At 62.2% G+C, this 21,111-nt stretch carries 23 protein-coding genes and 1 pseudogene; 9 read left to right on the top strand and 15 right to left on the bottom strand.

Annotated elements, in window-relative coordinates:
• Positions 1-2: 2 nt before the first annotated feature.
• Positions 3-323 (bottom strand): annotated as a pseudogene (locus tag BLU15_RS06920) (NIPSNAP family protein).
• 93 nt (positions 324-416) lie between these two features.
• On the opposite strand from BLU15_RS06920, the gene BLU15_RS06925 reads away from it, so the two are divergent.
• The gene (locus BLU15_RS06925) at positions 417-1,097 is read left to right on the top strand and encodes an ArsR/SmtB family transcription factor (RefSeq protein WP_090294762.1); all 681 of its coding nucleotides are present in this window, start codon (positions 417-419) and stop codon (positions 1,095-1,097) included.
• Positions 1,098-1,117: 20 nt separating this feature from the next.
• Here the strand turns inward: BLU15_RS06925 and BLU15_RS06930 are convergent, their stop codons facing one another.
• The gene (locus tag BLU15_RS06930) at positions 1,118-1,786 is read right to left on the bottom strand and encodes a GntR family transcriptional regulator (RefSeq protein WP_060603882.1); all 669 of its coding nucleotides are present in this window, start codon (positions 1,784-1,786) and stop codon (positions 1,118-1,120) included.
• Positions 1,787-1,966: 180 nt separating this feature from the next.
• On the opposite strand from BLU15_RS06930, the gene BLU15_RS06935 reads away from it, so the two are divergent.
• Together BLU15_RS06935 and BLU15_RS06940 are read left to right on the top strand one after the other, a co-directional pair.
• Positions 1,967-2,662, top strand: a complete 696-nt coding sequence (locus tag BLU15_RS06935) for an HAD family hydrolase (protein WP_034801280.1) — start codon at positions 1,967-1,969, stop codon at positions 2,660-2,662.
• Positions 2,663-2,890: 228 nt separating this feature from the next.
• Positions 2,891-3,997, top strand: coding sequence for an ABC transporter substrate-binding protein (locus tag BLU15_RS06940; RefSeq protein ID WP_034801278.1), 1,107 nt, complete (start codon positions 2,891-2,893; stop codon positions 3,995-3,997).
• A gap of 68 nt (positions 3,998-4,065) precedes the next feature.
• Here the strand turns inward: BLU15_RS06940 and BLU15_RS06945 are convergent, their stop codons facing one another.
• Positions 4,066-4,617, bottom strand: coding sequence for a hypothetical protein (locus BLU15_RS06945; RefSeq protein ID WP_090294822.1), 552 nt, complete (start codon positions 4,615-4,617; stop codon positions 4,066-4,068).
• 281 nt (positions 4,618-4,898) lie between these two features.
• On the opposite strand from BLU15_RS06945, the gene thrC reads away from it, so the two are divergent.
• From thrC to BLU15_RS06965, 4 genes are all read left to right on the top strand, one after another.
• Positions 4,899-6,299, top strand: coding sequence for a threonine synthase (gene thrC / locus BLU15_RS06950; RefSeq protein WP_060584171.1), 1,401 nt, complete (start codon positions 4,899-4,901; stop codon positions 6,297-6,299).
• A gap of 16 nt (positions 6,300-6,315) precedes the next feature.
• Complete coding sequence (locus tag BLU15_RS06955) at positions 6,316-7,617, top strand: M16 family metallopeptidase (protein WP_034801274.1); 1,302 nt, start codon at positions 6,316-6,318, stop codon at positions 7,615-7,617.
• A 306-nt stretch (positions 7,618-7,923) separates the two neighbouring features.
• Positions 7,924-8,535 (top strand): GNAT family N-acetyltransferase, encoded by a 612-nt coding sequence (locus BLU15_RS06960; RefSeq protein WP_090294764.1) that lies wholly within the window; start codon positions 7,924-7,926, stop codon positions 8,533-8,535.
• Positions 8,535-11,444 carry an EAL domain-containing protein gene (locus BLU15_RS06965; protein WP_034801269.1) on the top strand — a complete coding sequence of 970 codons (2,910 nt, stop codon included), beginning with the start codon at positions 8,535-8,537 and terminating at the stop codon, positions 11,442-11,444. The genes BLU15_RS06960 and BLU15_RS06965 overlap by 1 nt, the downstream gene beginning before the upstream one ends.
• Before the next feature lie 115 nt (positions 11,445-11,559).
• Here the strand turns inward: BLU15_RS06965 and BLU15_RS06970 are convergent, their stop codons facing one another.
• Complete coding sequence (locus BLU15_RS06970) at positions 11,560-12,165, bottom strand: YqgE/AlgH family protein (RefSeq protein WP_034801471.1); 606 nt, start codon at positions 12,163-12,165, stop codon at positions 11,560-11,562.
• A 169-nt stretch (positions 12,166-12,334) separates the two neighbouring features.
• Here BLU15_RS06970 and BLU15_RS06975 point away from each other — a divergent pair, with 169 nt between their 5' ends.
• Both BLU15_RS06975 and BLU15_RS06980 read left to right on the top strand, forming a co-directional pair.
• A complete protein-coding gene (locus BLU15_RS06975; RefSeq protein ID WP_090294765.1) occupies positions 12,335-13,177 on the top strand; it encodes a protein-disulfide reductase DsbD domain-containing protein in 843 nt (280 codons plus the stop codon).
• A gap of 73 nt (positions 13,178-13,250) precedes the next feature.
• Positions 13,251-13,736: a peroxiredoxin gene (locus tag BLU15_RS06980; RefSeq protein ID WP_090294767.1), complete on the top strand. Its 486-nt coding sequence runs from the start codon at positions 13,251-13,253 to the stop codon at positions 13,734-13,736.
• A 49-nt stretch (positions 13,737-13,785) separates the two neighbouring features.
• Here BLU15_RS06980 and rnhA read toward each other — a convergent pair whose 3' ends face one another.
• The 11 genes from rnhA to BLU15_RS07035 form a co-directional block, all read right to left on the bottom strand.
• The gene (rnhA, locus tag BLU15_RS06985) at positions 13,786-14,253 is read right to left on the bottom strand and encodes a ribonuclease HI (protein WP_034801253.1); all 468 of its coding nucleotides are present in this window, start codon (positions 14,251-14,253) and stop codon (positions 13,786-13,788) included.
• On the bottom strand, positions 14,250-15,230 hold the full coding sequence (locus tag BLU15_RS06990) for a homoserine kinase (RefSeq protein WP_034801252.1): 981 nt from the start codon (positions 15,228-15,230) through the stop codon (positions 14,250-14,252). The genes rnhA and BLU15_RS06990 overlap by 4 nt, the downstream gene beginning before the upstream one ends.
• A gap of 40 nt (positions 15,231-15,270) precedes the next feature.
• Positions 15,271-16,281 carry a 4-hydroxy-3-methylbut-2-enyl diphosphate reductase gene (gene ispH / locus BLU15_RS06995; RefSeq protein ID WP_090294769.1) on the bottom strand — a complete coding sequence of 337 codons (1,011 nt, stop codon included), beginning with the start codon at positions 16,279-16,281 and terminating at the stop codon, positions 15,271-15,273.
• 3 nt (positions 16,282-16,284) lie between these two features.
• Positions 16,285-16,650 (bottom strand): DUF1304 domain-containing protein, encoded by a 366-nt coding sequence (locus tag BLU15_RS07000; RefSeq protein ID WP_090294771.1) that lies wholly within the window; start codon positions 16,648-16,650, stop codon positions 16,285-16,287.
• A gap of 54 nt (positions 16,651-16,704) precedes the next feature.
• Positions 16,705-17,472, bottom strand: coding sequence for an SURF1 family protein (locus BLU15_RS07005; protein WP_060516303.1), 768 nt, complete (start codon positions 17,470-17,472; stop codon positions 16,705-16,707).
• The gene (locus BLU15_RS07010; RefSeq protein ID WP_034801241.1) at positions 17,441-17,824 is read right to left on the bottom strand and encodes a DUF983 domain-containing protein; all 384 of its coding nucleotides are present in this window, start codon (positions 17,822-17,824) and stop codon (positions 17,441-17,443) included. Before BLU15_RS07010 ends, BLU15_RS07005 begins: the two co-directional genes overlap by 32 nt.
• The gene (locus BLU15_RS07015; RefSeq protein WP_060603869.1) at positions 17,821-18,309 is read right to left on the bottom strand and encodes a L,D-transpeptidase family protein; all 489 of its coding nucleotides are present in this window, start codon (positions 18,307-18,309) and stop codon (positions 17,821-17,823) included. The genes BLU15_RS07010 and BLU15_RS07015 overlap by 4 nt, the downstream gene beginning before the upstream one ends.
• 100 nt (positions 18,310-18,409) lie before the next feature.
• On the bottom strand, positions 18,410-19,288 hold the full coding sequence (locus tag BLU15_RS07020) for a cytochrome c oxidase subunit 3 (RefSeq protein WP_034801236.1): 879 nt from the start codon (positions 19,286-19,288) through the stop codon (positions 18,410-18,412).
• A 64-nt stretch (positions 19,289-19,352) separates the two neighbouring features.
• Entirely contained in the window at positions 19,353-19,946 is a 594-nt protein-coding gene (locus tag BLU15_RS07025) for a cytochrome c oxidase assembly protein (protein WP_034801235.1), read from the bottom strand.
• Between the two features lie 11 nt (positions 19,947-19,957).
• Positions 19,958-20,098, bottom strand: a complete 141-nt coding sequence (locus BLU15_RS07030) for a hypothetical protein (protein WP_043619862.1) — start codon at positions 20,096-20,098, stop codon at positions 19,958-19,960.
• The gene (locus BLU15_RS07035; protein ID WP_034801469.1) at positions 20,098-21,054 is read right to left on the bottom strand and encodes a heme o synthase; all 957 of its coding nucleotides are present in this window, start codon (positions 21,052-21,054) and stop codon (positions 20,098-20,100) included. The genes BLU15_RS07030 and BLU15_RS07035 overlap by 1 nt, the downstream gene beginning before the upstream one ends.
• Positions 21,055-21,111: the final 57 nt, after the last annotated feature.

The raw sequence follows: 21,111 nt of genomic DNA on the forward strand, positions 1-21,111 counted from the left end.
TTTCACTTTCCTCCGATGGGCATCGAGACGTTCTTCAGGAAAATACGATCCTCCTTCAGGATAAACCGCTCGCGGCGGGAGAAGGCATAATTTTCCCGGCCGAGCGGATCGGCGGCGAGCCGGGCGCGATAGGCCTCGTAGGCCGCGAGGCTCTCGATGTTGTAAACGCCGTAAGCCGTCGTCGCAGATCCCTCATGCGGACCGAAATAGCCGATGAGATCGGCGCCTTAGCGCGGGATCGCCTCGCCCCAGTTGCGCGAATAGGTGGCGAACTCGTCCTTTTTGAAGGGATCGATTTCATAGCGGATGAAGCAGGTGATCATCGTCGTCTTCCTGTGGTCGGGCAAGGCGTCAAGCCTTCGATGGAGTGACTATGCCTCCTTGTTCGACGCGGATGCTTCGACTACGATCGAAGTATGAAGGAAGGTCCAGACATCGCTCTCATCGGATCGCTGATCGGCGATCCCGCCCGCGCCAACATGCTGACGGCGCTGATGGGGGGTAGTGCGCTGACCGCAACCGAGCTTGCCACCCATGCCGGCATCACGCTGCAGACCGCCAGTTCCCACCTGGCCAAGCTCGAGGCCGGCGGTCTGCTCAGCCAGCGCAAGCAAGGCCGTCACCGATATTTTCAGCTGGCAGAAGACGAAGTCGGGCTGATGCTCGAGAACCTGATGGGCTTTGCCGCCAGCCGCGGCATGAACCGGCACCGCCCCGGGCCGAAGGATCCGGCGCTGAGAAAAGCGCGCGTCTGCTACAATCACCTGGCCGGCGACTATGGCGTGCGCATGTATGACAGCCTGATTGCCGAAAAGCAGATCGAAGTCACCGGCGACGACCTGGCGCTGACGCCCGACGGGCAGAACCGGATCGAGGCGCTCGGCATCGACTATTCAGCACTCAAGAAATCCCGCCGCCCGATCTGCCGCACCTGCCTCGACTGGAGCGAGCGCCGCTCGCATCTGGCCGGTTCGCTTGGCGAAGCGTTGCTGACGCTATTCATCGACAAGGGCTGGGCCAAGCGCGAGGCGAACAGCCGCGCCATCCGCTTCACCGCCAACGGTGAGAAGGCTTTTTCCGAGCTGTTTCCGCAGTAGCTGCTGCCAGCAAAACCATTCTAGCCGACGATGGAAAAGGCCTCGCGGGTTTCGCCCGCGGCGGTCCTGACCGGCGTCTTGCCGATCCAGCCCACATGGCGTTCGAGGATCTTTGCCGCCTCGTCGCCTCGGCCTTCGCGCAAGGCGGCGAGGATCGCGCGGTGATCGTGATCGGTGCGCGCCTCCCAGCTCGTGCGCCAGGCGGAAAACAGGAAGCGGGCGCTCGCTGCATGCAGATCATCGATCGCCGCCAGCAGCCGCGGCATGCTGCAGGGTTCGAGGATCAGCCGATGGAAGGCGCGGTTTGCCGCCTCCCAGGAGCGCACGTCGCGCGAAGTATCGGCGGCGGCCGTGGCCATCTCGGCCCGATCGAGGATCGCCGGCGTCAGATGCGGGATGGCATGGCGAAGCGCCAGAACCTCCAGCACCGCGCGCATTTCGGCGACCTCCCTCACCTCCTTCAGGTCGAAGGAGGCGACGCGAACGCCGCGGCGCGGCTCGCTGACGGCAAGGCCCTGGGCCTCCAGCCGTCGAAAGGCTTCGCGAACGGGAACGTGGCTCGCGCCGAATTCCTCGGCGATATGATCCTGCCGCAAGCGCTCCCCGGGCATCAGCATACCGGAGATGATCCGCTCGGCCAGGGCCTTGCTGATGCGACTTGCGAGCGTGTCGTCCTGCTGCTTTTCCATCGCCTACTGATAGAGCCGCGAAACAATACTGTCGAGCAAGCGCACGGGCGGTTTCGATAATTTCCAATGGTTGAGCTTTGGCCTACCATCGTATAAAAGCTCTGCCGTACGAAAGCCCCGCGCCGCGCGAACATTCCTCCCCCCGCCTGCGGCGCCTCTCCTCCCAGGGAACTGTTCCATATGACCGGTATCGATCTCATCATTTTTGATTGCGACGGCGTTCTCGTCGATTCCGAAATCATCGCATCGGAAGTCGAAGCAGCACTGCTGACAGAAGCGGGTTACCCGATCAGCGTCGAGGAAATGGCGGAGCGTTTTGCCGGCATGACCTGGCACAACACGCTGCTGCAAATCGAGAAGGAAGCAAGCATCCCGCTTTCGGCCCAGCTCATCAGCAAGGTCGACGTCATCCTCGACGAGCGCCTTGCCCGCGACCTCAACATCATCGACGGCGTCAAGCCGATGCTGGCGCAATTGACGCTGCCGCACTGCATCTGCTCCAACTCGACCTCGGCGCGACTTGCCATGATGCTCGGCAAGGTCGGCATCAAGGACCATTTCGGCCGACACATCTATTCCGCGCGCGACCTCGGCGCCGACCGCGTCAAGCCGAAGCCGGATATCTTCCTGCACGGCGCCAAGCAGATGGGCGTCGACCCGTCGCGGGTGCTGGTGATCGAGGACTCCGTGCACGGCATCCACGGTGCACGTGCCGCTGGCATGCGCGTCGTCGGCTTCACCGGCGGTTCGCACACCCACCCCTCGCATGCCGACCAGCTGACCGAAGCGGGTGCGGAAACGGTGATTTCGCGCATGACGGCGTTGCCGGGCGTGATCGCGGCCCTTTCCGCATGGTCGGAGTCGATGACGGCCTGATTGGCCGCAGGCGGTCGCACACCGCCATGCCCCTTTCGCTCCGGCTTTCGGCCGGAGCGGGAAAGAAGCCTTCGGCCAACACGGCAGACGTCCAATTAGACGCCGAGGGACATGATGACACATTGCAGTGGCGTCACGTCCCCTAGAAAATCTTCCCGGTTTTCGAGGAGCCGCGCACGAGGGCCGTACCAAGCAAGCCCCATCGGGGTATTTTTAGGAGGAAACACAATGCGTCTTTCAATGTTGACCGGCCTGACCCTGGCGGCCAGCGTCGCCTTTGGCCCGCTCGCCTTCGCCGACATCACCATTGGCGTGATCACGCCGCTCACCGGCCCGGTCGCGGCCTATGGCGAGCAGGTTAAGAACGGCGCGGAAACGGCTGCAGACGAGATCAACAAGGCTGGCGGCATCAATGGCGAGAAGATCGTGCTGAAGATGCTCGACGACGCCGGCGATCCGAAGCAGGCCGTTTCGGTTGCCAACCAGGCTGCTGGTGAAGGCATCCGCTACGTCGTCGGCCCGGTTCTGTCGGGCACCTCGATGGCGGCTTCGGACATCCTTGCCGAAAACGGCATCCTGATGGTGACACCGACGGCAACCACGCCTGACCTCACCACCCGCGGTCTCTGGAACGTGCTGCGCACCTGCGGCCGCGACGACCAGCAGGCCGAAGTCGCCGCTGCCTATGTGGTCAAGAACCTCAAGGACAAGAAGATTGCCGTCCTCCACGACAAGGCGCCTTACGGCAAGGGCCTTGCTGACGGCTTCAAGAAGGCGATCAATGCCGGCGGCATCACCGAAGTCGTTTATGAAGGCCTGAACCCGGGCGACAAGGACTTCAGCGCGATCGTTACCCGCCTGAAGTCGGAAAACGTCGATGTCGTCTACTTCGGCGGCTACCATCCGGAAGGTGGCCTGCTGGCACGCCAGATGCACGACCAGGGCGTGAAGGCGCAGATCTTCGGCGGCGACGGCCTGTCCAACACCGAGTTCTGGGCAATCGGCGGCGAAGCTGCGACCGGCACGGTCTACACCAATGCCAGCGACGCGACCAGCAACCCCGCCTCGGCTCCGGCTGTCGAAGCGCTGAAGGCGAAGAACATCCCGGCCGAAGCCTTCACGCTCAACGCCTATGCTGCCGTCCAGGTGCTGAAGGCCGGCATCGAGAAGGCAGGCTCCGCCGAAGACGCGACCGCGGTTGCAACTGCGATCAAGTCTGGCGAAGCCATCGACACGGTTCTCGGCAAGCTGACCTACAGCGAAGCCGGCGACCTGACCTCGCAGGCTTTCTCGCTCTACAAGTGGGAAGGCGGCAAGAGCGTTCCGGCTGAATAAGCCGCACACGACGGAAATGAAAACGCCGGGGCAAGCCCCGGCGTTTTTTTTGCGGCATAGGCCGCTGCTTACTTCTTCTTGCCCTTGGCCGGCGGGCCTTCGTCGAAGCCCACATAGACGGTGACATTGGATCCGGCGCCGGCCGGCAGCGTCACGTCGGCCTTGGTGAAGACGAACTGGGCCGAACCGGTTGCGGGGATTTCCACCGCATGCTGCGTCAGTTCCGAATAGAGCGTCTTGTCTTCGTCGGTTGCAGCCACGCGGATCGGCATGGTGACCTTGCCGGGACCACCGGCAGGACCGCTGACGACGCGGCCCTGGACCACGACGGTTATCGTCAACGCGCTCTCGCTCTGCACGCATTGCCGCGTGGTGTCTGCCAGGGAGGCCTGATAGACGAGCTTCGTCGGGTCGTTCTTGGCCCCCTTTACGTAGCTGGCATGCACATTTGTGCCGTCACGAATGACGACCTGCGGGCATGCGGCCTGAACGACGGCCGGCGTCGGAGCAGCGGCACTGCCGCCTGCGTCGATCGCCCCACCGGATTGCGTCTTATTGCAGCCGGCTAGGACTGCGAGAAAAGATATTGCGAGAACAGGCCGGGAAACTTTGCCAAACACGTTGAACAACCTCTGCTGGACCGGTTGAAACTCCTTGACCGAAATCTCGGCCGGAAGACCTTTCATGGCCTTCGGGCATCGTCTATAGCAGCGACAAACTGAAAAATCGATTGGGTCAGTCCGTCCCTTCCGAATTTTCCGAAGCTAGTTTTGCGACCGGAAATTGGGTCGGTGACAAGAATAGATGCAGACTCTGTCAAGGACTGACGCAATAAGACGAGCGTGTCGCGACGACGTTTCCCAAGGTCGCCGCAATCCTTGAGGTGGGACGAAGGACAACGATGGTGAAGTATATCTCGACGCGCGGCGAAGCCGCTCCTCTCGGCTTCTGCGACGCGCTGCTTGCCGGTCTTGCGCGCGATGGCGGTCTCTATCTCCCCAAGGAATGGCCGAAGTTTTCCAAGAAGGAAATTCGCGGCCTGCGCGGCAAATCCTACCAGGACATTGCCTTTACCGTGCTCGAACCCTTCATCAATGGCGAGATCCCGGCGGCCAAGTTCCGCGAAATGATCGACGAGGCCTATGCCACCTTCCGCCACCCGGCGGTGGCGCCGCTGGTGCAGACCGGACCGAACGCCTTCGTCATGGAGCTCTTCCATGGCTCGACGCTCGCCTTCAAGGACGTGGCGATGCAACTGCTCGCCCGGCTGATGGACTATGTGCTTTCCGAACGCGGCGAGCGCGCCACCATCGTCGGCGCGACTTCGGGCGACACCGGGGGCGCCGCCATCGACGCCTTTGCCGGTCGTGAGCGCACCGACATCTTCATTCTTTTCCCGCACGGCAAAGTCTCGCCGGTGCAGCAGCGGCAGATGACGACCTCGAGCGCATCGAACGTCCATGCGATTGCAGTCAACGGCAACTTCGACGACTGCCAGAACCTCGTCAAAGCGATGTTCAACGACGCCGCCTTCCGCGACCGTGTCAAGCTTTCGGGTGTCAACTCGATCAACTGGGCGCGCATCATGGCCCAGATCGTCTATTACTTCACGACGGCGGTCGCGCTCGGCGGCCCAGACCGCAAGATCTCTTTCACGGTCCCCACCGGTAACTTCGGCGATATCTTCGCCGGCTACGTCGCCAAGCGCATGGGCCTGCCGATCGACAAGCTGATCATCGCCACCAACGAAAACGACATTCTCGCCCGCACGCTGAAGACCGGCCGCTACGAGATGCGCGACGTCAAGGCGACCACCGCACCGTCGATGGACATCCAGATCTCGTCGAACTTCGAACGGCTTCTGTTCGAGGCGAACGATCGCGACCCGGGCGAAATCCGCTCGGCGATGGACGGGCTGAAGCAGTCCGGTTCCTTCACCATCCGCGAAAAGGCGCTGAAGGCGATCCGCAAGGAGTTCCGCGCCGGTCGCGCCTCGGAGAAAGAAGTCGCCAAGACGATCGCAAAGACGCTTGCAGACACGGGCTATCTGCTCGATCCGCATAGCGCCGTCGGTGTCTTCGTCGCCGCCAAACACGAGAAGGCATCCGCTCCCATGGTGACGCTTGCCACCGCCCATCCGGCGAAATTCCCGGACGCGGTAAAATCGGCAAGTGGTATTGACCCGGCGCTTCCGACGTGGCTTGCTGACCTGATGAACAGGGAGGAGCGTTTCGATATCCTGGATCCGGACCTGAAAACCGTCGAAACCTTTATCGGCGAGCGTACCCGTCTCCGGGGGTAAGAACGAGAAGAAACGTATGATGAAAGTTGAGTGCACCCGGCTCCCTTCCGGGTTGACGGTGGTAACCGAGCACATGCCGCATCTCGAAAGTGTGGCGCTCGGCGTGTGGATCAAGTCCGGTTCGCGCAATGAAACTCTCGGCGAACATGGCATTGCCCATCTGCTGGAGCACATGGCTTTCAAGGGCACCGCGCGGCGCACCGCCCGCCAGATTGCCGAAGAGATCGAAAACGTCGGTGGCGAGGTCAATGCTGCGACCTCCACCGAAACGACCTCCTATTATGCCAGGGTTCTCAAGGACCACGTGCCGCTTGCTGTCGATATTCTCGCCGACATTCTGACCGAGTCCAGCTTCGACGAGGAAGAACTGCGCCGCGAGAAGCACGTGATCCTGCAGGAGATCGGCGCTGCCGACGACACACCCGACGATGTCGTCTTCGACCGCTTCGCCGAGACCGCCTATCGCAATCAGACCGTCGGCCGGCCGATCCTCGGCACGCCGGACACGGTCATGTCGTTCTCCGCCGACCAGATCCGGCACTATCTCGGCCGCAACTACACGACCGACCGCATGTTTGTGGTCGCCGCCGGCGCCGTCGAACACGAATCCTTTGTTCGCCAGGTCGAAGAACGCTTCTCGTCATTGCCGCGCACACCGATCGCAACGCCCGTGCTCGAAACTGCCCTCTACACCGGCGGCGAGAGCCGCGAAACCCGCGACCTGATGGACGCGCAGGTGCTGCTCGGCTTTGAAGGCAAGGCCTACCACGCGCGCGACTTCTATTGCTCGCAGATCCTCGCCAACATTCTCGGCGGCGGCATGTCCTCGCGCCTCTTCCAGGAAGTGCGCGAGCACCGTGGCCTCTGTTATTCGGTCTATGCCTTCCACTGGGGTTTCTCCGACACCGGCATCTTCGGCGTGCATGCTGCGACCGGCGGCGAGAACCTGCCGGAGCTGATGCCCGTCATCGTCGATGAACTGCGCAAATCCTCGATGAACATCGAGCAGCAGGAAATCGAGCGCGCCCGTGCCCAGATCCGCGCACAGCTTTTGATGGGTCAGGAAAGCCCGGCGGCCCGTGCCGGCCAGATCGCCCGTCAGATGATGCTCTACGGTCGCCCGATCCCGAATGAAGAACTGATGGAGCGCCTCTCCGGCATCACCATCGAGCGCCTGACCGACCTTGCCGGTCGGCTGTTCTTCGACACCACGCCGACGCTTTCGGCGATCGGCCCGCTGGAACAGCTTGCCCCGATGGGCGACATCCTGTCGTCGCTGACCGGCAAGGCCGCCGTCCCGCACGCCGTCGCAAGCTAAGACGAAGGCTGAACGGCCGGGCTCCATTTCATCAAAACGATGAAGCGATCCCGGCCTCCCAAACATTGCGCAATTTCGCACGGAAGGCGCTTTCAAGCGTCGCCTGGAAACTGCGTTCGGCCAGCCGGCGCGCAACGGATGATGACCGCATGTCCGAATGGTGAAGTCTTTGCGACTTTTCGCAAAATCGGATTCGATTTGCGCGCAAAGTTGTGCAACGTTTCGATTTGTGACGGCGCAAAGACGTGCCGTCGGGCGGATGGTACAAGGTCCTCGCGCGTAAACGGAACGGCCTCGGAGGCAGCTATGACACGATCGGTTTTTCGGTTCCTGTCGCGGCAGCCGGAGACGGTCGAAATCGCCGACCAGAATTACCTGCTCCGCCTCCCCCGCTATTCCGATTATCGCCAGTGGTATCAGCTCAGAAGCGACAGCCGCGCCTTCCTGGAGCCGTGGGAGCCGACCTGGCGCACCGACGAAATGACCGAGGGCGCCTTCCGCGGCCGGGTCGTCCGCAACGAGCAGGAATATGCCTCCGGCCAGGCGGTGCCGCTCTTCCTTTTCCACAAGCCAGGCGAGGTCCTGCTCGGCGGACTGACGATCGGCCACATTCGCCGCGGCGCCGGGCAAAACTGCATGATCGGCTACTGGATGGGCGCGCGCCACGCGGGCAAAGGCCACATGTTTGCGGCCCTCAGGCTCGCGATCCCCTACATCTTTTCGACCCTTGAGTTGCACCGTATTGAAGCAGCCTGTATTCCGGACAACTCAAGAAGCATCCGGCTCCTTGAAAAGGCCGGTTTTGAGCGTGAAGGCTATTTAAGACAGTACTTGAGAATCAACGGCCAGTGGCGAGACCATCTGCTCTTTTCTCTCCTGTCCGACGATGCCCTACCGAACAGGAATATGCCCCTTTGATGCCTCTAGCCCGCTCGCCCTTCGCCTGGTCAGCCTCCAAGCTGGCAGCGTTTCTGATAACGCTCACGACGATTTTCTGTGCGCTCGGCGGCGCGGCCCAGGCTTTGGAGCCGGTCAAGATTTCGCGCGAAGACACGGCGCTCGACCTGACGGCAACGACCGAAATCTACAGCGGCCGCAACGAAGCCTTTCAGGTTTCGACAGCACCCGGAACCGACGGCATCGTGCGCCGCATCGAAGTGCGCTCCAACAGTGCGGACCATCAGGGCGACTGGGCTGTGTTCGCGCTCGCCAACGTTTCGGCCGAACCGCTCGACCGCGTGATCGTCGCACCGCATTTCCGACTGGTGAATTCCAAGCTCTTCTGGCCGGACCTCGGCTCCAAGCGCATTCTTTCGATCACGCCGAGCGAAGGCTCCGCGCTCAGCCGCGAACCGAGCGACGAGGCGGACGTTTTCCGCATCACGCTGGCGCCGGGCGTCATCATCACCTTCGTCGCCGAGCTGGCAACACCGGAACTGCCGCAGATCTATCTCTGGGAGCCGGACTCCTACAAGGACACGGTCAACGCCTTCACGCTCTATCGCGGCATCGTGCTCGGCATTGCCGGCCTGCTTGCGGTGTTCCTGACCATCCTCTTCGTCGTCAAGGGAACCTCGATGCTGCCGGCAACGGCCGCCCTTGCCTGGGCCGTTCTCGCCTATATCTGCGTCGACTTCGGCTTCCTGTCGAAGCTCATCAGCGTGACGGCGGGGGACGAGCGAATATGGCGCGCGGGCACAGAGGTCTTCCTTGCGGCCGGCCTCGTGATCTTCCTGTTCACCTACCTCAATCTCAACCGCTGGCACCAGCATCTCGGCTATGCGACACTCGCCTGGATCCTCGGCCTCGGCCTGCTGTTCGGCGTCGCCGTCTACGACCCGGCGATCGCATCCGGCATCGCCCGCCTCTCCTTCGCGCTGACCGGCACGGTCGGCATCGTCCTGATCGCCTATCTCGGCTTCAACCGCTACGACCGCGCGATCCTTCTCGTTCCCGCCTGGCTGCTGATCCTCGTCTGGCTCTTCGGCGCCTGGCTGACGGTCACCGGCCAGCTCGCCAACGACATCGTGCAGCCGGCGCTCGGCGGTGGTCTCGTGCTGATCGTACTGTTGATCGGCTTTACCGTCATGCAGCACGCGGTCGCCGGCAGCGGCTACCAGCAGGGCCTGTTCTCCGATCTCGAGCGCCAGTCGCTGGCGCTCACCGGCTCCGGCGACACCGTCTGGGACTGGGACGTCGCCCGCGACCGGGTGGTGACGATGCCCGATATCTCGACGCAGCTCGGCCTGTCGCTCGGCAGCATGCACGGCCCCTTGCGCAACTGGCTTCCGCGGCTTCACCCTGACGATCGCGACCGCTTCCGCGCCACGCTCGACGTGTTGCTGGAACGCCGCCGCGGCAAGCTGAACCATGAATTCCGCGTACGCGCCGAGGACGGCCACTATCACTGGCTCTCGATCCGTGCCCGGCCGGTGCTTGGTGCCAACGGCGAAATCATCCGCTGCGTCGGCACGATCATCGACATTACCGAACAGCGCAACTCGGTCGAACGGCTGCTGCACAACGCCCTGCTCGACAATCTGACCGGGCTTCCGAACCGTCAGGTCTTCCTCGACCGGCTGCAGGCCATGCTCTTGATGGCCGACGGCAGCAACTCGGTCCGCCCGACGGTGCTTGCGATCGACATCGACCGCTACAAGCAGGTCAACGATCTCTTGGGCATTGCCGCCGGCGATAACATCCTCATCGCGCTGACGCGGCGCCTGCGCCGGTTGCTGCGCCCGCAGGATACGCTGGCCCGCCTCGGTGGCGACCAGTTCGGCCTGATCCTGATGTCCGAGCGCGATCCGGCCAAAGTCGCCGATTTCGCCGATGCGGTGAGCAAGGCGATCATGGTGCCCCTCAACTACGGCAACCGCGAAATCAACCTGACGGCATCGATCGGGCTCGTCTCCTGGCTCGACCAGGAACAGAGTGCGACCGGGCTTCTCGACGACGCAGAGCTCGCGATGTTCCGGGCCAAGAAGGAAGGCGGCAACCGCGTCGAGCCTTTCCGCCCGGCCTTCCGCACCTCCGGCTCGGACCGCATGCAGCTTGAAGCCGATCTCAAGAAGGCAATCGAGCGCAAGGAACTTTCTCTCGTCTACCAGCCGATCGTGCGATTGAACGATGCCGAGATCGCCGGCTTCGAGGCCCTGATGCGCTGGGATCACCCCAAGCGTGGCAACATCTCGCCGACCGAGTTCATCCCGATCGCCGAGAATTCCGACCTCATCAACCAGCTCGGCATGTTCGCCTTCGACCGGGCGACCAGTGACCTGACGGAATGGCAGCTGCAGACCGGCGACCTGCCGATCTTCGTCTCGATCAACCTTTCGAGCGCGCAGCTTCTCAACAACGAGCTCTATGACGACGTTCGTGCCATTCTCACCAAGAACCGCTGCGACCCGGGCAAGGTGAAGATGGAGCTGACGGAATCGCTGGTAATGGAAAATCCGGAGCAGGCCCGTCTCGTTCTCGAAAAGCTGAAGGAAGCCGGTCTCAAGCTGGCACTCGACGACTTCGGCACAGGCCACTCATCGCTCTCCTACCTCACCCGCTTCCCCTTCGACACGATCAAGATCGACAAGGCGCTGGTGCGCGACCCAAGCGACAAGCGCGGCATCCTCTTGCGCTCCGTCATCACGATGGCGCGCGAGCTCGACATGCAGGTGGTGGCCGAGGGCATCGAATCCGAGGACGACGCAATCCAGCTGTCGCAGATGGGCTGCGACTATGGGCAGAGCTTCCTCTTCGGTCCGCCGATCGGTTCGGAATCGATCCAGCGCCTGCTGAAGGAACGCTTTCCACTGATGAAGCGGGCGTAATCGCCAAGGCGACGCCGCTCAGCGCGCAGACCAACGTCTCCAGGCCCGTCGGTTACAATCCGACGGGCTTTTCATTTCTGCATCAAGGATCTGGGAAAGGTCGGTCAGCCGCCAATCAGGCGTGGCCGGCATCCATGGAGAGCATCGCGGCCGAGACACCCATCAGCGCCAGCGCCCGATCGTATTTGTCGTCAAGCGCCTTGTCGAAGATCAGTTCATCGCGCGCCGGGCATGTGAGCCAGCCATTCTGGGTGATTTCCGATTCGAGCTGGCCCGGTCCCCACCCGGCGTAGCCGAGCATCATTGTCGCGCGCACAGGCCCCTCCCCGCGCGAAATGGCGCGGACGATGTCGAGCGTCGCCGTCAGGCAGATATCGTCGCTGACGGGAATGCTGGAATCGCTCAGATAATCGTCGGAATGCAGCACGAAGCCGCGCCCGGTCTCGACCGGACCGCCCGCCTGAATCTGGAAATCCCGTGTTACCTGCGGGAGTCGGATCGCCTCGTCCTCATCGAGAAGATCGAGGTGAAGCAGCACGTCGGGGAAGGTCAGTTGCTGCGGCCGGTTGAGAATGAAGCCCATGGCGCCATCGTCCGAATGGGCGCAGATGAAGATGACCGTGCGAGCGAAATTGGCGTCAAACATCCCGGGCATGGCGATCAGGAACTGACCGTCAAGAAAGCCTCGCTCGCGTCTCTTTTGCGCCATCGGAGTAGCCATCATGCGAACAGCCTATCAATTCGCCGCGAAATGAAAAGCGCCTCAGCGTCGCGGCCCATAATTATTGCACGCACGGCGTTCACTTCGCCGTGTCCGATCAAGCAATTATGATCGTTGCGTCCGTCGCAGCGTCTGGAGCGGTTTTGGCAAAAGCGATATTGCTTGCCATATGATCCAGTGCTTCACCCACCAGAAAATGGCCCAGTTCATCGGCGCGGCAAGCCTTGCCGGCTGTTTTTTTCTCCCCTTCGGCGCCAACGCGGCCACCAGCGAGTGGGTCACCTCCCCCGGCGGCATGATCCGTCTGGTCGCCGCCCAGCCCAAAGAGGATGGCACGATCCCGGCGACGCTGGAGGTCAAGCTCAACCCTGGCTGGAAGACCTATTGGCGCGAGCCGGGTGCAAGCGGCATTCCCCCGCAGGTGACGCTCGACCCGGCAGGCGACGTGGAGCTGGAAAAGATCGGCTTCCCGGTGCCCAAGACGTTCGACGACGGTGTCGTGCGCTACATCGGCTATGACAGGCCGGTCGCCTTTCCGCTGACCTTGAAGCGCGTCCACGGCAGCGGCGACGTTACCATTCGCGCCTCCGTGTTCCTCGGCATCTGCGAGGACATCTGCATACCGGTTCAGGGCGAGCTAACGCTCGCCATCAAGCAAGGCGGCTTCGACAATCCGCTCGACGGCGCGCGGATCGACGATGCCGTTGCCGCGTTGCCGGAGGCGCCGTCGGCTGATTTCTCGGTGACGGCGAGCCGCTACGATGCCGACAAGGCGCTGATGCATCTGTCGGTTCGCCTGCCCGCCGACGACAAGGATCCGGAACTCTTTCTCGCCGGACCTTCAGGCATTTCGTTCGGCAAGCCCGAGATCCAGCCTGCAGGCGACAGGGCGTTAAACGCAGCCGTTCCGGTGAGGCTCACGGGCAAGGACAGGGAACTCAAAGGCAAGCCGATCGTTTTGACTGTGCGCGCCCAGGGCCGCAGCATGGAGACGACCCTTGCCTTTGATTAGGGCGCATCTATAGTCCGCCGAGTTCTCCGACGAGTGCGGAGAAGCGAGACGCAAGCAACGCAAGGAGAGTGCCGTGACCATTGCCGTCGGAGACAAGCTGCCAGCCGCAACCTTCAAGGAAAAGACCGCCGACGGTCCCGTCGAGGTCACCACCGATCAGCTCTTTGCCGGCAAGCGCGTCGTGCTCTTTGCCGTTCCCGGCGCGTTCACGCCCACCTGCTCGCTCAACCACCTGCCCGGCTATCTCGAAAACCGCGACGCGATCCTTGCCCGCGGTGTCAACGACATCGCCGTGGTCTCGGTCAACGACCTGCATGTGATGGGTGCCTGGGCGACCACGTCGGGCGGCATGGGCAAGATTCACTTCCTCTCGGACTGGAACGCCGCCTTCACCAAGGCGCTCGGTATGGACATCGACCTGTCGGCCGGCACGCTCGGTGTGCGCTCCAAGCGCTATTCGATGCTCGTCGAGGACGGCGTGGTGAAGTCGCTCAATCTCGAAGAAAGCCCTGGCCAGGCGACCGTTTCGGGCGCCGCCGCCATGCTCGAGCAGCTCTGAGCGCAGAAGCGAGTGCAAATGAAAAACGGGCCTCAGCGGCCCGTTTTTTTCATTTCACGAGAAGTGAGTCCGAACGACGCCCCTTCTTGTAGGGTTCCATGCCCTTGCGGGCGAGCTCGTCGGCGCGTTCGTTTTCCGGATGACCGGCATGGCCCTTGACCCAGTGCCATGTCACCTTGTGGCGGCGATTGGCTTCGTCCAGCCGCTGCCAGAGCTCGCCGTTTTTCACCGGCTTCTTGTCCGCAGTCTTCCAGCCGTTCTTCTTCCAGCCGTGGATCCACTTGGAGATACCGTCCATCACATATTTGCTGTCGGTGTAGAGATCGACCTCGCAGGCGCTTTTCAGGGCGTCGAGCGCCGAGATTGCCGCCAGCAGCTCCATGCGGTTGTTGGTGGTCTCGGCCTCGCCGCCGGACAGCTCCTTTTCCACCTCGCCATAGCGCAGCACAGCGCCCCAGCCGCCCGGCCCCGGATTGCCCGAGCAAGCACCGTCGGTGAAGATATCGACATGTTTCATGCCTGACCCCCGTCCCGGCGCAGGCCATATTCGGCGCTGGACGTAATCGCCCGGTGGAAGCGGATCTTCGTCAGATATTCGAGCGGATCCTTCTTGACCACCAACGCGCCCGCGGGCGTCATCAGCCAGTCGTAGAGGCGCGTCAGGAAGAAGCGCAGCGCCGAGCCGCGGCAAAGCAGCGGCAGGGCGTCGACCTCGGCGGGCGTCAGCTTGCGCACGCTCTCGTAGCCCGAAAGCATCGCCATGCCCTTGGTGATGTTGTAGGAGCCGTTCTTCTCGAAGCACCAGGAATTGAGGCAGACGGCGACGTCATAGGCGAGATAGTCGTTGCAGGCGAAGTAGAAGTCGATCAGCCCGGAGAGCTGGTCGCCGAGGAAGAAGACGTTGTCCGGAAAGAGATCGGCGTGGATGACGCCTTCCGGCAGCGATTTCGGCCAATGGCGCTCCAGATGTTCGAGCTCCGCCGATATCTCGTCCTTGAGACCTGCCTGAACCTCATCGGCGCGCGCTTCGGAATTGACCCAGAGCGGCCGCCAGCCGCCGACGGAGAGCGCATTGGTGCGCTTCAGCGCAAAGCCTTCGCCGGCGACGTGCATGGCCGCCAGCGCCTTGCCCACTTCGTGGCAGTGCTTGGCTTCGGGCTTTCTCAGCCACATGCCCTCAAGGAAGGAGATGACGGCGGCAGGGCGGCCGGAGAGCTCACCGAGTAGCTCGCCATCGGCGCGCGGCAGCGGCAGCGGGCAGGACAGCCCACGCTCGGCCAGATGATGCATGAGGCCCAGGAAGAACGGCAGGTCGCCGGCATTCACGCGCTTTTCGTAGAGCGTGAGGATGTAGGAGCCTTTGGTCGTGTGCAGCAGGAAATTGGAGTTCTCGACACCCTCGGCGATCCCCTTGTAGGAGGTCAGCTGGCCGACGTCGTAAGCGGTGAGAAAACGGGCGAGATCGTCTTCCGTAATATCGGTGTAAACGGCCAAGGGTGTCCACTCTCAAGAAAATGCGGGCAGGGAATGCGGCTTATTCGCCGTTGACGAAGGCCATGTCGGCAGCCGTCAGCGGCACGTGGCGGATCTCGCGGTTGACGAGGAAGTTCTCGTTTTCCTCGACCGTATCGGCAAGTTCCACCGAAGCGTCGTAGCGTTCGCGAAACGCCTCGATGATCTCGTTGACGATTACTTCCGGCGCAGACGCGCCGGCCGACAGGCCGACCGTAGAGATATCGCCGATTGCGTCCCAGTCGATTTCCGACGCCCGCTGGACCAGCACGGATTTTTTCGCGCCGGCCCGAAGGGCCACCTCGACAAGCCGCTTGGAATTGGACGAGTTGGGCGCGCCGACGACCAGGAACAGGTCGCAGCCGGGTGCTGCCTGCTTCACCGCCTCCTGGCGATTGGTGGTGGCGTAGCAAATCGAATCGGCGGCGGGCGCCGTCAGGTTCGGGAAGCGCTCGTGCAGCCGCTTGATGACGCCGGCGGTGTCGTCGACCGACAGTGTCGTCTGGGTGACGAAACCAAGATTGTCCGGGTCCGGCGGCTGATAGACGTCGGCGTCCTCGACGGTCTCGACCAGCGATACCGTGCCTTCAGGCAATTGGCCCATAGTGCCGATCACTTCCGGATGGCCGGCATGGCCGATCAGGACGACATGGCGGCCGAGGCGGTTGTGGCGCATCGCCTGCTTGTGGACTTTCGAGACCAGCGGACAGGTGGCGTCGAGATAGAAAAGGTTGCGGGCATCCGCGTCGGCGGGCACCGATTTCGGCACGCCATGCGCCGAAAAGACGACCGGTTGCTTGCGGTGCTCCGGCGGGATCTCGTCGAGCTCTTCAACGAAGATTGCGCCCTTGGCTTCGAGGCCTTCGACGACGTAGCGATTGTGGACGATCTCATGGCGGACATAGACCGGTGCGCCGAATTCCTTCAGCGCCAGGACGACGATCTGGATCGCGCGGTCGACGCCGGCGCAAAAGCCGCGCGGGCCGCAAAGGCGGATGGTGATCGGGGATTTTTCTGCCGCTGATGATGCCATGGATCAGGATGCCATTAGTAGGAAAACGAGCGCTGCGATCGCCGGGCCGCCCTGGATGAGGAGGATGCGCGGCTTGACCGACCACGCGCCATATATAGCGGCAACGACCACGCACACAAGGAAGAACACCTTCAGCTGAAAGGCAAAGGCGGCTTCCGCCTGGATCAACGACCAGAACAGACCGGCGGCAAGAAAGCCGTTGTAGAGCCCCTGGTTGGCCGCGAGCACCCGTGTTGTCTCGGCCTGCTCGGCCGTCATGCGGAACACGGCCCTTCCCTTCGGCCCGGTCCACAGGAACATTTCCAGCACCAGAAAACCGATATGCAGCAAGCCGGTCAAAGCAATCAATGTGTTTGCAATGATCGTCATAATTGCTCCCACCGCCGTTCGTCCCACACGGTTAGCATGACGGCAAACGCGAGACTATCGCCCGCGGCGCGTTGCATAGATGCCGCTGACCAACACCAGAGCCGCTGCCAGCCCATACCAGGTCAGCGCATATTGCAGGTGGTTGTTGGGCAGGTCGAACTGGGTGACACCGCCAATCGGCAGACCGCCCGGATTGGGCGTCGCATCGGCATCGACGAACAGGGGCACGACCTTGTCGGCGGGAAGGCCGACGGAAGACGCCATCGTGTCGAGATCCTTCCAGTAGAAGATGTTCTTGGCGAGGTCGTTGTCGGGAACGAGCGACGACGGCTTTCCGTCAAGCTTCGGCCTTGCAAGACCATGAACGCCGACGAAGGCGGGAAGCTCGCCGGCAAGCCGGGTCGACGCATCCTTCTGCTCGAAAGGCACGAAACCGCGATTGACGAAAAGAAAACGGTCGTCGTCCAGCCGTAGCGGCGTGAAGACGTAATAGCCGGTGCGGCCATTGAACGTCGCGAAGAAATGCCGCTCCTTGGTGTGGTCGAACCCGCCGGTCACCGAAACCGTGCGGTAGTCGATGTCGCCACCATCAGCGAGGATCTTCTCGATCTCGGCAAGCGTCGCCGGCGGCGCAGACCTGCGCTCGGCCATGGCCGAAAGCAAGCTTTCCTTCCAGTGTAGCCGCTGCATCTGCCAGGTACCGAGAGAGACAAGAATGGCAAATGTCGCGACGAGCAGCAGCAACGTGCCGATGCGGCCGATCAGGCCACGCTTTTTGCTGGTCGCGATCTCAGCCACGGTCGATCTCGCCGGGACGCGCATTGTTGCGATATTGCAGGTTGATCAGGATACCCTTCAGCATCCGCGTCAGGCCGAGGCTGAAGATCACCGCAAGCGGGATCCACAAGATGAAATGCAGCCAGAGCGGCGGGTTGAAGTTGACCTCCGCCCAGAGCGCCGCGCCGACGACAATGAAGCCGACGATCAGGATCACGAAGACCACCGGACCGTCGCCGGCATCGGCGAACTTGTAGTCGAGATCACAGCTTGCGCAGGCGGGCTTGACCTTCAGAAACCCGTCGAAAAGCTTGCCCTGGCCGCAGCGCGGGCAAAGCCCCTTGATCCCGGTCATCACCGGGTCAACCGGCGGGAAATGTGCCTTGTCTTCACTCACGGCTTGATCTCGATTGGCGTGTTGTTGGGAACCATGGCCCAGATTTCTTCCATTTCGGCATTGGTAACGGCAATGCAGCCATTCGTCCAATCGAAGCGCTGCGTCAAAAAGGCCAGCCAGCCGAAATAATTGGGCTGGCCATGGATCATGATCATGCCGCCCGGATCGACACCGTTCGCGGCAGCGGCAGAGACATCGGCCGGCGCCGGATAAGAGACGTGGATGGACTTGTAGTAACCGCTGCCGGGATTGCGCCAGTCGAGAGAATAGAGCCCTTCCGGCGTCCTCTGGTCTCCCTCCTGACGCTTGTGACCGATGGGGTTGCCGCCGAGCGCAACCGTGTATTCACGGATCACCTGGTCACCTTGGAAGAGCTGCAACAGCCGCCGCTCCTTGTGCACGACAACCCTGTCCGCGCTATCGGCCGCCGCAGCGGGAAAACCGCCGGATACCACTAGCGTCGCAGCCACCAAGGCCAACCTCATTTCCGTCTCCCATCAAGCCGATCTGCGGGCACACTACCAAAAGAACAAGGCGGCTGCATGACTGCAACCGCCTTGTTCCTTGACCTAGATGCTCGCGCTATCAGCCGTGCGCGATCGGCGCGCCCCAGCTTCCCCAGATGTAGATGGAGAAGAACAGAAACAGCCAGACGACGTCAACGAAGTGCCAGTACCAGGCGGCCGCTTCGAAGCCGAAGTGCTGCTTCGGTGTGAAGTCGCCACGCAGTGCGCGGAACAGGCAGACGAGCAGGAAGATCGTGCCGACCAGAACGTGGAAGCCGTGGAAACCGGTCGCCATGAAGAAGGTCGCGCCGTAGATCGAGTCCTTGAAGGCGAAGGGAGCGTGGGCGTATTCGTACGCCTGGACGAAGGAGAACAGCACGCCGAGCACGACCGTCAGCGTCAGGCCGTTGATCAGGCCCTTGCGGTCATTGTGCAGCAGCGCGTGATGCGCCCAGGTCACCGTCGTGCCCGACAAAAGCAGGATGACGGTATTGTAGAGCGGCAGGTGCCACGGATCGAGCACTTCGATGCCCTTCGGCGGCCATACGCCACCGGTGAAGGTAGCGCGGGTTGCCTGGATGGCTTCACCCGGGAACAGGCTCGCATCGAAGAAGGCCCAGAACCAGGCCGCGAAGAACATCACTTCAGAAGCGATGAACATGAGCATGCCGTAGCGCAGATGCAGCGAAACGACGCGGGTGTGGTGGCCCTCGTGCGCTTCCTTCACCGTGTCCGACCACCAGCCGTACATGGTGTAGAGCACGATGATGAGGCCTGCGAGCAGGATCCAGACGTTGGCAAGCTCGAGGCCGAAGATCTTCAGCGAGCTACCCGACAGGTAACGCATGTAGCAGATGCCGCCGAACGCCATGACAAAGGCGCCGATGGAAGCAAGCAGCGGCCAGGGGCTCGGGTCGATGATGTGGTAGTCGTGATTCTTCTGATGCGCACCGGCCATGTCAGTAATCCCCGATATGTCTCTCTCTTGTCGCCCTTCCGGCATAGCCGAAAAGGACCTCCAGTCAAAGTTTGTTCTGTTCCGTCTTCACCTGTGCGACCGGCTTCGACGGTTCGCGCGGATAGAAGGTATAGGAAAGGGTCAGCGTCTTGATGTCCTTGGTCTCCACCGCCTTGACCATGTCCGGATCGACGAAGAATACCACCGGCATCTCCATCTCCTCTCCCGGCTGCAGGGTCGTCTCGGTAAAGCAGAAGCACTGGACCTTGTTGAAATAGGCGCCCGCCTGCATCGGCGTGACGTTGAAGGTCGCCTGGCCCGTCGTCGGCTTCGACGACAAGTTCTTTGCCTTGTACATCACCTGCACCGTTTCACCGATGCGGATGTCGATGTCGCGCTGGACCGGCTTGAACTCCCAGGGCAGGCCCCCCGAAGTGTTCGCGTCAAAGGTGACCTTGACCTTCTCGTCGAGGATGACGTCGGACGCCTGCTCGACGCGCTGCGTCGTTCCGTTATAGCCGGTGACGCGGCAGAACATGTCGTAAAGCGGTACAGCCGCATAGGCCATGCCCACCATGCCGCCAACGAAAGCGAGGCAAGTGCCGACGACGACGCGGTTGGAGCGCTGCGAGCTTGTGGTCTGCGGTGATTTCGTCATGCCATTTCGCCTCAGTTGACCATGCCGTTGCCGAACTTGATCAGCGTGACGATGTAGAAGAGGACGACGAGGCCGAAGAGCACGAAGCCGAGCGCGATGTTGCGGCCGCGGCGCGATTTCTTCTGGGCATCAGTGAGCTTGACGGTTTCCATCAGGCAATACTCCCGGCATTCAGCCAGATATTGACGATCAGGTGATCCGCCATCAGGGCGGAGAAGATCACGAACAGATACATGATCGAGAAGGCAAAGAGCTTCTTGGCCGGCAGCATGCGCTCATCTGATTCCGGCATGCGCAACACGCCGATAGAGTACCACACGAAGCCAAGGCCGAGGGCCGCTGCGACTGCGCCGTAACCAATGCTCGCAAAACCGAGCAAGGTGGGACAGATGCCGATAAGTGCTGTCAGAACGGCGTAGATGACGATTTGCTTCTTGGTGGTCGCCTGGCCGCAGACATTCGGCATCATCGGTACGCCGACGGCGCCGTAGTCGCCCATCTTGAAGAGGGCGAGCGCCCAGAAGTGCGCCGGGGTCCACAGGAAGGTGATCAGGAAAAGCACGATGCTCTCCACCGACACGGCGCCGGTCACGCAGGCCCAGCCGATCATCGGTGGGAAAGCGCCGGCAGCACCGCCGATGACGATGTTCTGCGGCGTCGAGCGCTTCAGCCACATCGTGTAGATGACCACGTAGAAGAAGATGGTGAAGGCGAGCAACCCGGCTGCGAGCCAATTGACGGCGAGCCCGAGGATGATCACGGAAAAAGCAGACAGCGTCAGGCCGAATGCCAGCGCTTCCTGCGGCAGGATCTTGCCTGCCGGGATCGGGCGCTTGGCGGTACGGGTCATGACCGCGTCGATGTCGGCGTCATACCACATGTTCAGCGCGCCCGAAGCGCCAGCGCCGACGGCGATGCAGAGGATGGCGATGAAACCGATGAAAGGATTGATGTGTCCTGGTGCCAGCACCAGCCCGGCGAATGCCGTGAAGACGACCAGGGACATGACACGCGGCTTCAAAAGCTCGAAGTAATCGCGCGCAGAGGCTTCGGACAGGCGCGGTACGCCTTCCATGCCGACTGCTTCGTGATTGTCGATGACCGTCATGTCCTGTCCCTGCAAAAGTCCCGGCCGCAAGGGCCGTGTGTCGCCGGTTGCCCGGCG

It is taken from the genome of Ensifer sp. YR511 (genome assembly GCF_900103045.1).
Taxonomy (GTDB): domain Bacteria; phylum Pseudomonadota; class Alphaproteobacteria; order Rhizobiales; family Rhizobiaceae; genus Ensifer; species Ensifer adhaerens.

Excerpts from the sequence above, each read along its gene's own strand:
- BLU15_RS07030 (WP_043619862.1), bottom strand. The coding sequence starts at position 20,098 with ATGGAAACCGTCAAGCTCACTGATGCCCAGAAGAAATCGCGCCGCGGC.
- BLU15_RS06965 (WP_034801269.1), top strand. The coding sequence starts at position 8,535 with ATGCCTCTAGCCCGCTCGCCCTTCGCCTGGTCAGCCTCCAAGCTGGCA.
- BLU15_RS06970 (WP_034801471.1), bottom strand. The coding sequence starts at position 12,165 with ATGGCTACTCCGATGGCGCAAAAGAGACGCGAGCGAGGCTTTCTTGAC.
- BLU15_RS06935 (WP_034801280.1), top strand. The coding sequence starts at position 1,967 with ATGACCGGTATCGATCTCATCATTTTTGATTGCGACGGCGTTCTCGTC.
- BLU15_RS07035 (WP_034801469.1), bottom strand. The coding sequence starts at position 21,054 with ATGACGGTCATCGACAATCACGAAGCAGTCGGCATGGAAGGCGTACCG.
- BLU15_RS06960 (WP_090294764.1), top strand. The coding sequence starts at position 7,924 with ATGACACGATCGGTTTTTCGGTTCCTGTCGCGGCAGCCGGAGACGGTC.
- BLU15_RS06940 (WP_034801278.1), top strand. The coding sequence starts at position 2,891 with ATGCGTCTTTCAATGTTGACCGGCCTGACCCTGGCGGCCAGCGTCGCC.
- BLU15_RS07005 (WP_060516303.1), bottom strand. The coding sequence starts at position 17,472 with ATGCGCGTCCCGGCGAGATCGACCGTGGCTGAGATCGCGACCAGCAAA.
- BLU15_RS06925 (WP_090294762.1), top strand. The coding sequence starts at position 417 with ATGAAGGAAGGTCCAGACATCGCTCTCATCGGATCGCTGATCGGCGAT.
- BLU15_RS07000 (WP_090294771.1), bottom strand. The coding sequence starts at position 16,650 with ATGACGATCATTGCAAACACATTGATTGCTTTGACCGGCTTGCTGCAT.
- ispH (WP_090294769.1), bottom strand. The coding sequence starts at position 16,281 with ATGGCATCATCAGCGGCAGAAAAATCCCCGATCACCATCCGCCTTTGC.
- BLU15_RS07025 (WP_034801235.1), bottom strand. The coding sequence starts at position 19,946 with ATGACGAAATCACCGCAGACCACAAGCTCGCAGCGCTCCAACCGCGTC.
- BLU15_RS06975 (WP_090294765.1), top strand. The coding sequence starts at position 12,335 with ATGATCCAGTGCTTCACCCACCAGAAAATGGCCCAGTTCATCGGCGCG.
- BLU15_RS07020 (WP_034801236.1), bottom strand. The coding sequence starts at position 19,288 with ATGGCCGGTGCGCATCAGAAGAATCACGACTACCACATCATCGACCCG.
- BLU15_RS06955 (WP_034801274.1), top strand. The coding sequence starts at position 6,316 with ATGATGAAAGTTGAGTGCACCCGGCTCCCTTCCGGGTTGACGGTGGTA.
- rnhA (WP_034801253.1), bottom strand. The coding sequence starts at position 14,253 with ATGAAACATGTCGATATCTTCACCGACGGTGCTTGCTCGGGCAATCCG.
- BLU15_RS07015 (WP_060603869.1), bottom strand. The coding sequence starts at position 18,309 with ATGAGGTTGGCCTTGGTGGCTGCGACGCTAGTGGTATCCGGCGGTTTT.
- BLU15_RS06930 (WP_060603882.1), bottom strand. The coding sequence starts at position 1,786 with ATGGAAAAGCAGCAGGACGACACGCTCGCAAGTCGCATCAGCAAGGCC.
- thrC (WP_060584171.1), top strand. The coding sequence starts at position 4,899 with ATGGTGAAGTATATCTCGACGCGCGGCGAAGCCGCTCCTCTCGGCTTC.